Origin of the sequence: Abyssibacter sp. (genome assembly GCF_964229365.1) — a bacterium.
Lineage (GTDB): Bacteria > Pseudomonadota > Gammaproteobacteria > Nevskiales > OUC007 > Abyssibacter.
Genome location: NZ_CAXRDQ010000083.1, coordinates 1 through 11,520 on the forward strand (window position 1 = coordinate 1; position 11,520 = coordinate 11,520).

The 11,520-nt window shown below is 62.9% G+C and carries 12 protein-coding genes and 1 tRNA gene; 12 read left to right on the forward strand and 1 reads right to left on the reverse strand.

The features are described from left to right. The first annotated feature begins 83 nt into the window (after positions 1–83). Genes hflK through ACE1EY_RS14055 form a run of 5 tightly spaced genes read left to right on the forward strand, consistent with a single transcriptional unit; the run spans position 84 to position 4,796 of the window. Complete coding sequence (hflK, locus tag ACE1EY_RS14035; protein ID WP_370300458.1) at positions 84–1,235, forward strand: FtsH protease activity modulator HflK; 1,152 nt, start codon at positions 84–86, stop codon at positions 1,233–1,235. Continuing rightward, positions 1,235–2,107 (forward strand): protease modulator HflC, encoded by an 873-nt coding sequence (gene hflC / locus ACE1EY_RS14040; RefSeq protein ID WP_291513131.1) that lies wholly within the window; start codon positions 1,235–1,237, stop codon positions 2,105–2,107. Before hflK ends, hflC begins: the two co-directional genes overlap by 1 nt. A 43-nt stretch (positions 2,108–2,150) precedes the next feature. Next, positions 2,151–2,336, forward strand: coding sequence for a DUF2065 domain-containing protein (locus ACE1EY_RS14045; protein ID WP_291513130.1), 186 nt, complete (start codon positions 2,151–2,153; stop codon positions 2,334–2,336). Continuing rightward, entirely contained in the window at positions 2,333–3,514 is a 1,182-nt protein-coding gene (locus tag ACE1EY_RS14050; RefSeq protein WP_370300459.1) for an ATP phosphoribosyltransferase regulatory subunit, read from the forward strand. Before ACE1EY_RS14045 ends, ACE1EY_RS14050 begins: the two co-directional genes overlap by 4 nt. Next, complete coding sequence (locus ACE1EY_RS14055) at positions 3,498–4,796, forward strand: adenylosuccinate synthase (protein WP_291513128.1); 1,299 nt, start codon at positions 3,498–3,500, stop codon at positions 4,794–4,796. The genes ACE1EY_RS14050 and ACE1EY_RS14055 overlap by 17 nt, the downstream gene beginning before the upstream one ends. Before the next feature lie 162 nt (positions 4,797–4,958). Here ACE1EY_RS14055 and ACE1EY_RS14060 read toward each other — a convergent pair. Beyond that, a tRNA-Leu gene (locus ACE1EY_RS14060) sits at positions 4,959–5,045 on the reverse strand. Positions 5,046–5,111: 66 nt separating this feature from the next. Between ACE1EY_RS14060 and rnr the strand changes: the two genes are divergently transcribed. The 7 genes from rnr to dnaB form a co-directional block, all read left to right on the forward strand. Continuing rightward, complete coding sequence (rnr, locus tag ACE1EY_RS14065) at positions 5,112–7,325, forward strand: ribonuclease R (protein WP_291513127.1); 2,214 nt, start codon at positions 5,112–5,114, stop codon at positions 7,323–7,325. Between the two features lie 34 nt (positions 7,326–7,359). Further along, positions 7,360–8,043, forward strand: a complete 684-nt coding sequence (locus tag ACE1EY_RS14070; protein ID WP_370300460.1) for an OmpA family protein — start codon at positions 7,360–7,362, stop codon at positions 8,041–8,043. A gap of 77 nt (positions 8,044–8,120) precedes the next feature. Further along, positions 8,121–8,867: a 23S rRNA (guanosine(2251)-2'-O)-methyltransferase RlmB gene (rlmB, locus tag ACE1EY_RS14075; protein WP_291513125.1), complete on the forward strand. Its 747-nt coding sequence runs from the start codon at positions 8,121–8,123 to the stop codon at positions 8,865–8,867. Positions 8,868–9,009: 142 nt separating this feature from the next. After that, positions 9,010–9,429, forward strand: a complete 420-nt coding sequence (gene rpsF, locus ACE1EY_RS14080; protein ID WP_291513124.1) for a 30S ribosomal protein S6 — start codon at positions 9,010–9,012, stop codon at positions 9,427–9,429. Between the two features lie 11 nt (positions 9,430–9,440). Next, positions 9,441–9,668 (forward strand): 30S ribosomal protein S18, encoded by a 228-nt coding sequence (gene rpsR, locus ACE1EY_RS14085; protein WP_291513123.1) that lies wholly within the window; start codon positions 9,441–9,443, stop codon positions 9,666–9,668. A 10-nt stretch (positions 9,669–9,678) separates the two neighbouring features. Then, the gene (gene rplI / locus ACE1EY_RS14090; RefSeq protein ID WP_370300461.1) at positions 9,679–10,128 is read left to right on the forward strand and encodes a 50S ribosomal protein L9; all 450 of its coding nucleotides are present in this window, start codon (positions 9,679–9,681) and stop codon (positions 10,126–10,128) included. 148 nt (positions 10,129–10,276) lie between these two features. Beyond that, positions 10,277–11,520 (forward strand): replicative DNA helicase (gene dnaB / locus ACE1EY_RS14095; RefSeq protein WP_370300462.1); only part of this gene is annotated, 1,244 nt, incomplete at its 3' end.

Sequence of the window (11,520 nt, forward strand, 5' to 3'; positions counted from 1 at the left end):
ACCGAAGGGTCTGGTGCGAATCACCACAGCTCGGTGTGGGGATTCGCAACAGACCCTCACCATGCACTCCACCGGAGACCTTCATGGCTTGGAATGAGCCCGGCAATAACGGGCAGGACCCATGGGGCCGACGCGGCCCTAATCAGGGGCCGCCCGATCTCGATGAAATGCTTAAGAAACTACGCGAACGCTTCTCCGGCAAAGGGCCGGGCGGGAGCGGAGGTGGCGGCGGTGGCGGAAAGCTGATCAAGGGCTTGCTGCCGCTGGCCGTCGCCGGCGTGGTCGCTATCTGGCTGTTGTCCGGCTTTTACGTGGTCGACGAGCAGCAGCGAGGTGTCGTGCTGCAGTTCGGCCAGTACGTGGCAACCACCGATCCTGGATTGCGCTGGCATGTGCCGACGCCTATCCAATCCGTTGAGCGTGTGAACGTGACTTCGGTGAACGCGTTGACCGAGCGGGCTTCGATGCTGACGCAGGACGAGAATATCGTCGACGTCAGCTTGCAGGTGCAGTACCGCGTGCGCTCTGCCGAGGAGTACCTGTTCAATGTGCGTGACCCGGTCCGGACGCTGAAGGAAGCGACCAAGTCGGCTATCCGCGAAGTCGTGGGCAAGTCGGACATGGACTTCATCCTGACGGCGGGTCGCGAGGCTGTCGCGGCGCGGACCAAGGAACTGCTGCAGGAAACCATCGACAGCTACGACGCCGGGCTTCTGGTGACGGAGGTCAACCTGGAAGAGGCCACCGCGCCACAAGCGGTGCAGGGCGCGTTTGCCGATGCGATCAAGGCCCGCGAGGATCAGGAGCGCCTGATCAACGAGGCTCAGGCCTACGCCAATGACATCCTGCCCCGAGCTCGCGGTACCGCCGCACGCGACGTCGAGCGTGCACAGGGTTACCGCGAGAGTGTGGTCGCCGAGGCCCAGGGTGAGACGGCGCGGTTTCGTGCGTTGCTGACCGAGTACCGGCAGGCGCCCGAGATTACGCGTGATCGCCTGTACCTCGACACGATGAACGATGTGCTCGGCAGCACTAGCAAGATCATGATCGATTCCAAGGCTGGCAATTCGCTGATGTATCTGCCGCTGGATCAGATGATGCAGTCGATGGGGGCCGTTGAATCCCGTCGCCAAAGTGATCGCAACAACGGCGCTGGTAACGATTCGTCGAACTCCTCGGGCTCGACACCCTATCGGTCGACCTATGAAGACAGCCGTTCACGGGGGCGCCGCTAATGTCTGGTAAGCAACTGTTTCTGCTGGTCATCGTTTTGCTGGCCGCATTCCTGGCACTGGACTCGGTGTTCGTCGTTGATCAGCGCGAGAAGGTGCTGGTCTTCCAGTTGGGTCAGATCAAGCGCGCCGACAGCGAGCCCGGCCTGCATTTCAAGCTGCCGCTGGTTCAGAACGTGCGCGCCTTCGATTCGCGCGTGCTGACGCTGGATGCCGATGCCGAGGAATACCTCACGCTCGAAAAGAAGAATGTGAAGGTCGACTTCTACGTGAAGTGGCGCATCGCTGACGTGGCGCAGTTCTACCGCGCCACCAGCGGGCTGGAGTCCAACGCCTTGTCCCGCCTGTCCTCGATCATCAACCAGGGGCTGCGTGACGAGTTCGGTAACCGGACGATCCGTCAGGCGGTGTCCGGCGAGCGCAACGACATCATGCGGTCCATGGAAGCCAACGCGGCGGAGAAGATCGCCGAGTTCGGCATCGACCTGGTCGACGTGCGGATCAAGCGGATCGACTTGCCTGACGACGTCAGCGATTCGGTCTACAACCGCATGCGCTCCGAACGCCAGCGTGTCGCCTCTGACTTCCGTGCGCGCGGCGCCGAGGAAGCCGAGAAGATTCGCGCAGCGGCGGAACGCGAGCGCCAGGTACTGCTCGCCGAAGCCTACCGCGAGGCCGAAGAACTGAAGGGCGAGGGGGACGCGGAGTCGGCGGCGATTTATGCCAACGTCTACGGGCAGGATACGGAGTTCTACAACTTCTACCGCAGCCTCGATGTTTACCGTACCGGCTTCCAGGATCGCACCGACATCCTGGTACTTGAGCCCGATAGCGAGTTGTTCCGCTACTTCAAGAACGGGTCAGACGGACGCTAGCCGTCCGTTTGTACCCGCGCGATTAGGCAGCGAGGCTCGCAAGATGTGGCAGGACATCGCCAACGCAGTGGCGCTGGTGCTCATCATCGAGGGCATGATGCCGTTTATCTCGCCGACGCAGTGGCGGTTGCTGCTGGCAAGAGTCGCCGCCGCTGATGACCGCACGTTACGAACCGCCGGGTTGATCGCGATGATCGCCGGGCTTTGCTTGCTGCAATGGATGCGATGACCTACCACGCCTGGACCTTGCCGGACGGCGTCGAGGAAGTGCTGGCCCCGGACGCCTGGGTGCTGGAAACCCTGCGCCGAGAATTGATCGATCTATACCGTTCGTGGGGCTACGCATTCGTGCTGCCTCCGCTGATCGAATACATCGAGTCGCTGCTGACGGGCGCGGGCCGTGAGCTGGATGTGCAAACCTTCAAGTTGACGGACCAGAACAATGGTCGGCTCATGGGGTTGCGCGCCGACATGACGCCGCAGATCGCCCGAATCGACGCGAATCGCATCATGGCCGATTCGCCGGCGCGCCTGTGCTACACCGGTACCGCGCTGCGTGCGCGCCCCGGGGTGGCAGCCAGCTCACGCGCGCTCCGGCAGATTGGCGTTGAACTGTTTGGACATGCGGGCGCAGAGAGCGATCGTGAAGTGCTCTCGCTGATGGTGGCGACCCTGCGGACGGCGGGCATTGATGGCTTCCATCTGGATCTTGGGCATGTCGGTGTCGTGCGTGCCCTGCTCGCGCCGGCGGGCCTAGCGCCCGAACTGGAAGCCGACGTGTTCGATGTGCTGCAGCGTAAGTCGCTGCCTGACCTCGAGTGGATGCGCCCTCGTATCGGTGACGCGCTGGCCGATCAGCTCGGTGTGCTGATGCGTCTGAACGGCACGCCGGCCGTGCTCGCCACGGCGCGCTCCCAGCTGGAGGGCGTGTCGCCGGCCATCGACGCGGCGCTGGATGAACTGACGGCGCTATGCGACTGGCTGCAGGCGCAGACGCCCGCACTGGCGGTGCATGTCGATCTGGCTGAATTGCGCGGCTATCACTACCACACCGGCGTTGTTTTCGCGGCGTTCGTCGAGGAGCACGGTCGCGAGCTGGCACGCGGGGGGCGATACGACTATGTCGGCGAGGCGTTTGGGCGCGGGCGACCCGCGACTGGATTCTCCTCCGATCTGAATGTACTCACGCGTGTGGCCAACCGGGCGGCAGCGCAGGCTTCGGTGATTCTTGCGCCGGTGGCTGACGATGCCGCACTGCACGCTCGCGTACACGAACTGCGCACGGCCGGTGAGATTGTTGTGCAAGCACTGCCGGGGCAGGCGTTCCCCGAACACAATCGCCATCTGGCACTCATAGATACTGTCTGGACCGTTCAACATGGAGCCATCGATGACCCGAGGTCGTAATCTGGTTGTAATCGGCGCCCAATGGGGTGACGAAGGCAAAGGCAAGATTGTCGACTGGCTAACTGATCGCTGCGCCGCCGTGGCGCGCTTTCAGGGTGGTCACAACGCCGGACACACGTTGGTTATCGATGGCGAGAAGACGGTCCTGCACCTGATTCCGTCCGGCATCCTGCGGGATGATGTCCATTGCCTGATCGGCAACGGCGTGGTGATCGCAGCTGACGCGCTGATTGAAGAGCTCGACATGCTCGCGGGTCGCGATGTGCCTGCCGAGCAGCGGCTGATGATCAGTCCATCCTGTCCGCTGATTCTGCCCACTCATAAGGCCTTGGATCTGGCCCGCGAAAAAGCCCGCGGCTCCGCCAAGATCGGGACCACGGGGCGCGGAATCGGCCCCGCTTACGAAGACAAGGTGGCCCGGCGCGCCGTGCGGGTCGACGATTTGTTCCACCGCGAGCGGCTGGCGGCGAAACTGGGCGAAATGCTCGATTTCCACAATTTTGTGCTGACCCGTTACTTCAACGAGCCCGCACATGATTTTCAGGCGATTCTTGACCAGCAGCTCGCCTATGCCGAACGCATCGGGCCGATGGTGGGTGATGTCACCCGTTATCTGCACGACACCTGTGCAGCTGGCGAGAACGTGCTGTTCGAGGGCGCGCAGGGCTCGTTGCTGGATGTGGATCACGGCACCTACCCCTACGTCACGTCGAGCAACACCACCGCCGGTGGGGCCTGCACGGGCTCGGGCATCGGTCCGCGGCAGATCGACTACGTACTGGGCATCGTCAAGGCCTATGCGACGCGTGTGGGGGCCGGACCGTTTCCGACCGAGCTGTTCGATGATGTCGGTCAGGCCATTGCGGCGCGCGGCGCTGAGTTCGGGGCAACCACAGGCCGGCCGCGGCGTTGCGGCTGGTTCGATGCCGTGGCGCTGCGCCGAGCTGCGATCTACAACAGCATCAGCGGGCTCTGCGTGACCAAACTCGACGTGCTGGACGAGATGGAGAGCATTTCGATCTGCACCGGCTATCGGCGCGACGGGGAACTGGTCGACCACCTGCCGGTCGGCGCAGAAGCCCTGGCAGACTGCGAGCCGGTCTATGAATCGATGCCGGGCTGGCGTCAATCCACGGTGGGTGTCAGCACCTTCGAGGCGCTGCCGGCGGCCGCGCAGGCGTTCCTCAAGCGTATCGAAGAGCTGGTCGGCACGCCGATCGATCTGGTGTCGACCGGACCGGACCGGACCCAGACCATCGTCCGTCGTCATCCACTGGGGTGATACGATGCGGGCCCGCGGCATTCGCGCGGGCCGAGTATCTCGGTGTTCAGGACGTCCCGACAGGCTTACCTAAGCCCGGGGCACTATCGCGAACAACTCGAGCGTGCTGCAAAACATTGCTTGCCGAGCACCATCGCCGGATCGGGGATGACCCGGGAGCGATGGTGCCGAGGAGAGGACTTGAACCTCCACGGGGTTTCCCCCACTGGCACCTGAAGCCAGCGCGTCTACCAATTCCGCCACCTCGGCAAGCGGCGGCGGAGATTATCTGTGGGCGTTGAGCTTGTCAACGCCTGATTCCAAGGACTCAGGAACATGAGCAAAAAGCAGCGTAGTAAAGACTGGGCCGCGAAAGATCCCGCGTTTGAGCGAGAGCAGCAGCGCTACGATTCACCGGTGCCCAGCCGGCAATTCATTCTCGAAACGCTGACCGAGCACGGGCGGCCGATGAATCGTCAATCGTTGATTCGGCACTTCGGTCTGGCCGAGGACGAGCAGGCCCAGACGGGCTTGTCGCATCGCATCGGCGCAATGATTCGCGACGGTCAGCTAGTGGAGAATCGGCGCGGAGCTCTGGGGCTGCCCAAGAGCATGGATCTGGTGCCGGGGCGGGTCATCGGTCATCGCGACGGATTCGGCTTTCTCAAGCCTGACGCGGGCGGGGAGGACATCTTTCTCAGTCCGCGTGAAATGCGGCAACTACTGCACGGTGATCGCGCGCTGGTGCGCATTACCGGTGAGGATCGACGTGGCCGCAAGGAAGGTTCGGTGGTCGACGTGCTGGAGCGTGGCAACGAGGCCGTCGTCGGCCGTCTGATGATCGAGCGGGGCGTGTGTTTCGTCGTGCCCGATAACAGCCGCATCGCCCAGGACATCCTGGTCAGCACGGACGATCTGGCGGGAGCAAGTCACGGTCAGATTGTGACGGTGGAGCTGATCGAGCAGCCGAGCCGCGGGGGTAAGCCGATCGGCCGGGTGAAGGAACTGCTCGGCAATCACATGGCTCCAGGCATGGAAATCGATATCGCCATGCGGTCGCATTCGATTCCCTACGAATGGCCGACAGAGGTGGAGGAGCAGATCGCGGAGCTATCGGCCGAAGTCAGTGAGCAGGACAAGGCGGGCCGCGAGGATCTTCGCAATCTGCCGCTGGTCACGATCGATGGCGCGGATGCCCGTGACTTCGACGATGCGGTTTACGCCAAACCGACCATGGGTGGTTGGAAGCTTTACGTCGCCATTGCCGACGTGTCGGCCTACGTGCAGCCCGGCTCGCCGCTGGACCAGGAAGCCTACAAGCGCGGTACGTCGGTTTACTTCCCGGAGCGGGTGATTCCGATGCTGCCGGAGATCCTGTCCAACGGGCTCTGCTCACTGAATCCGCATGTGGATCGTCTCTGTCTGGTCTGTGAACTGAGGGTGACGCGCAAGGGAGAGGTGCGCCGCGGCCGCTTCTTCGAGGGCGTGATGCGTTCGCATGCACGCCTGACCTATGACGAGGTCGCGGATCTGCTGGCGGACGAGGCGGCCGCAAAGAACAGTGAGCGCGCCAAGCTGATGCCGCAGCTGACGGCCCTGCACGACCTGTACGAAGCGCTACGCGCGGCCCGCGATGCGCGGGGCGCGATCGATTTCGAGTCGTCGGAAACGCGCATCGTGTTCGGCCGCGACCGCAAGATCGAACGGGTCGTGCCGGTGGTGCGCAACGTCGCGCACAAGATGATCGAGGAGTGCATGATCGCCGCGAACGTGCAGGCGGCTAAGGCGCTGGAGGCGGCGAAGCAACCCACGCTATATCGCGTGCACGAACACCCGCCAGCGGACCGCCTGGAAGATCTGCGTGCGTTTCTGGCCGAATGGGGCCTTGGGGTTGGCGGCGGACAGAAACCGGAGGCGCAGCATTTCTCGCGGCTGATCGACGAGGTCTCCGATCGGCCGAATGCGCGCCTGATCCAGACCGTGTTGCTGCGTTCCATGGCGCAGGCGGTTTATCAGCCCGAGAACCAGGGCCATTTCGGGTTGGCATTGGAGCGGTATGCGCACTACACCTCACCGATTCGGCGTTATCCGGACCTGGTGGTCCACCGCGGCCTCAAGCAGTTGGCCAAGGGCAAGACAACCGGGGCGCACAGCTACAGCGCAGAGGAGATGACCCAGGCAGGTGCGCATTGTTCCGGCACCGAACGCCGCGCTGACGAGGCGACCCGCGATGTCATGGACTGGCTGAAATGCGAGTTCATGCTCGAACGCGTGGGTGATGTCTTCGAGGGCATGGTGGTTGGCGTCACGTCCTTCGGTCTGTTCATCGAAATCGACGATCTGGCGGTCACCGGCCTTGTTCATGTGAGCCAGCTACGGAACGACTACTATCATTTCGAATCCAAGTATCACCGCTTGCGTGGGGAGCGAACGGGCCGGATGTATCGCCTTTCGGACCGCATGGCCGTCAAGGTCGTGCGGGTGGATCTCGACGAGCGCAAGATTGATTTTGAGCCGGTGGAAGCCCGGTCTGGGAAAACAAGGAGCTGAGATGAATACACGGCAACACAATGGAATTCGGAATTTGGCCCTCAGTATGGGCGTGGCATCCGCGGTGCTCGTCGCAGGCTGTGCGACAGATGACCCGAACCGCCGTGCAAAGACTGGCGCGGCGATTGGCGCGTTGGTCGGCGCAGTCGCCGGGCATCAGGTCGATGGCGACAAGGGTCGCTACATCGGTGCCGCCGTGGGCGCGCTGGCCGGTGGTGCGGCAGGTCACTACCAGGACAAGCAGGCCGCTGAACTCGAACGTGAACTGGCGGCCGAGCGTGCTCGTGGCGAACTCAACATTACGCGGTTGAGTGGCGACGCATTGAAGGTCGGGATTGCCTCCGATGCGACGTTTGATTTCGATAGCGCAGCGATCAAGTCCAGCGCACAGGCGACCTACGCGAAGATCGCGGCCATTCTCAAGGACTACGACAAAACCATCATTCACGTGGTTGGGCACACAGACAGCACGGGGTCGGATTCGTACAACCAGGGCTTGTCCGAGCGCCGTGCAGCCTCGGTGGCCTCTGCGTTGACCTCCAATGGGCTGAACACCGCCCGCCTGCTGACCGAAGGGCGGGGCGAATCCGAGCCTGTCTCCGACAACAGCACCAAGGATGGCCAACGTCGCAACCGACGCGTGGACATCGTGATCAAGCCCATTATCGAAGGGCAGGAGCAGCAGGCTTACACGCCGCCGCCCTACCTCGGGGCATAATCGCGCGGTAGTACGTCAGGCGGGGGCCATCGCGGCCCCCGTCTTGTTTTTGTCCGCCAAGTTTTCGAGTTGTCGGCATGAGTGAAGTGATTTGTGGCTGGCACGCGGTAGAAGCCATGCTGGAGCGCGACCCACAGCGCATCACCGCGATCTGGATTCAGCAGGGCCGCGATGACGCGCGAGTGCAACAACTGCGCGCAGCTGCGCAACGCGCGGGTCGGGCTGTGCGCATGGTCGATCGGCCGGGCCTGGATGAGCGCAGCGCCGGCATTCGGCATCAGGGCGTCGTGGCCGAGGTTGAGCCGCGTCCGCCGGCCGATCTCGCCGCGCTATTGGATTTTCTTGACGGGCTCTCGCGTCCTCCGTTGTTGCTGGTGCTGGATCAGGTGCAGGACCCCCACAATCTCGGTGCTCTGCTGCGAAGCGCGGCGGCGGCCGGGGTCGATGCGGTCATCACCCCATCTGATCGCAGCGCCTCGCTGACGCCCGTCGTGCGCAAGACCGCCGCTGGTGCGGCTGAGCGGGTGATGTTCGTGCGTGTGGGCAATCTTGCCCGAGCCCTGGACCGGCTGCGTGAGCGCGGTGTCTGGATTCATGGGCTGGCTGGTGATGCCGACGGTGATGTCTACGAGGCTGATCTCACAGGCGCCGTGGCGTTGATTCTGGGCGCCGAGGCGAGCGGATTGCGACGTCTGACCCGTGATCGCTGCGACGGACTTTGGAAATTGCCCATGGCCTCGGGGGTGGAAAGCCTGAACGTGTCGGCCGCCGGGGCGGTGGCGCTGTTTGAAGCCGTTCGGCAACGCCGCATTGCGCGAGCATAGCGTTTAACCGTAGAATCCGCGCCCCCGCGAATTCGCGGGCATCCTTGCCTCACCGCGTGTCTGCGCCGGGAGGCTGTTCACCTGCCTGTCCGTACTCTCCGAGTGGCGAATCGGGCGTCAGGTACATCCATAAGGAGTCACAATGCGACACTATGAAATAGTCTTTCTGGTCCATCCGGACCAGAGCGAGCAAGTGTCTGCGATGCTGGATCGTTATCGCGGCACGATTGAGAACGCCGGTGGTAAGGTCCATCGCGTGGAAGACTGGGGCCGTCGTCAGCTGGCCTACACCATTGCCAAGGTTCACAAGGCGCACTACGCCATGCTGAACGTGGAATGCAGCCGCGAAGCGATCGAGGAACTGGAAGGCATCTTCCGCTTCAACGACGCCATCATCCGTCACATGACCCTGCGCACGGAAGGCGCGCCGACCGGTGCCTCGCAGCTGGTCAAGGACTCTGATGACGACAAGTCCGATTCCAACAAGTCCGAGTCCAAGCCGGCTGCCAAGCCGAGCGAAGAAGCGGAATCCAGTGACGACGACGCCGATAAGGCTGCATAAGGAGACTCGACATGGCACGTTTCAGCCGTCGCAAGCGCGTCTGCAAATTTACATCTGAAGGCATCGAAGAGATCGATTACAAGGATCTCGCGTTGCTGAAGCAATTCGTCTCGGACAACGGCAAGATCGTCCCGAGCCGCATCACCGGCACCAAGGTTCGCTACCAGCGCCAGCTGGCCGCCGCCGTCAAGCGCGCCCGTTTCCTTGCGCTGTTGCCGTACACCGACCAGCACGAATAGGAGCGCAACGATGGAAGTCATTCTGCTGGATCGAATCCAGAACCTGGGTGATCTCGGCGACACCGTTCGTGTGAAGCCGGGTTACGGCCGCAACTACCTATTGCCTCAGGGCAAGGCGTTGCGAGCCACCAAGGACAACGCAGCGGTGTTCGAGGCACGCAAGGCCGAACTGCTGAAGAAGGCAGCCGATTCTGAGGCCGCTGCCAAGGCGCGCGCCGAAGCGCTGGCGGGTCTGGGTTCGTTGACCCTGACCAGTCGCGCGTCGGAAGAGGGCAAGCTGTACGGCTCCATCGGTCCGCGGGAGATTGCCGACGCGATCACCGAAGCCGGTGTCACCGTCGACAAGGGCGAAGTCGTGATGCCCGACGGGCCGATCCGGTCGGTGGGTGAGCACGATGTGCTGGTTCATCTCTACGCCACGATGGAAGCCACGGTGACCGTGGTGATCGAAGCCGAGTAATCGGACTCGATACCATCGCAAAACGGCCGGCGCTTGCGTCGGCCGTTTTCGTTTTAGCGCCGTCATTTGCAGCGGGTACACTACGCGCGTGGATCAACGACTCCCCCCATATTCGCAGGAAGCCGAGCAGGCCGTGCTCGGTGGTCTGATGCTGCAGGACGATGCCTGGGACCGCATTGCCGGCCGGGTGCAGCAGGACGATTTCTATCGCAAGGATCACCGGTTGATCTACCAGGCGATCGAGACGCTGGCCAATACCGATCGTCCACGCGACGTGGTCACGGTGTCCGAGTGTTTGCAAGGTGTCGGCGGCCTGGAGGATGCGGGCGGCCTGGCCTACCTGGGCACGCTGGCAAACGATGTCGGCAGCGCGGCGAATATTGCTGCCTACGCAGATATTGTCCGCGAACGAGCGGTCTACCGGCGACTGGTCAAGGTCGGTACCGACATCACCGACATGGGGTTCGCCCCGGAAGGCCGGCCGGCGTCCGAGTTGCTGGACGAGGCCGAACGCCGGGTGCTGGACATCGCCGAATCCACGCGGCGGACGACCTCGGGTCCGCGCGCCGGCGCCGAGTTTCTCGGTGATGTGGTCGAGCGCATTGAAAAGCTCGTCGCCGGTAGCCTGGCAGGAACCACCACCGGGCTCGTGGACCTCGACAAGAAAACCACCGGCTTGCACCCGGGCGATCTGGTGATCGTCGCCGGCCGCCCCTCCATGGGGAAGACCAGCTTCGCGATGAACATCGCCGAGGCGGTTGCCACCGATACCCAGAACCCAAAAGCCGTGGTCGTGTTCAGCCTGGAAATGCCGGGCGATCAGCTGATGATGCGCATGATTTCCTCCTTTGGACGGGTCAACCAGGAGCGCCTGCGCAGTGGCTCGCTCACCGATGAGGACTGGGACAAGATCCATTCGGCCATGACGTTGCTGGAACGCGCGCCGATCTACATTGACGACGACGGTCAGCTATCGCCGAATGAATTGCGCTCCCGTGCTCGCCGCCTGAAGCGCGAGCTGAACAACACCCGCAATGAGCAGTATCCGAACGGCATCGAACTCGGACTGATCCTGGTCGATTACCTGCAGCTCATGCAGGTGCCGGGGTTCAAGGAGAATCGGACCAACGAAATCGCGATGATTTCGCGCGGTATGAAGTCGCTGGCGAAGGAGCTCGAAGTTCCCGTCATCGCGCTCTCCCAGCTCAACCGCAGCGTCGAGAATCGCGATGACAAGCGGCCCCGCATGGCAGATTTGCGCGAATCGGGCGGTATCGAGCAGGACGCCGACGTGATCATGTTCCTGTATCGGGACGAGGTCTATAACCAGGACACCACCGAAAAGGGCATCGGCGAAGTGATCATCGGCAAGCAGCGGAACGGCCCCATCGG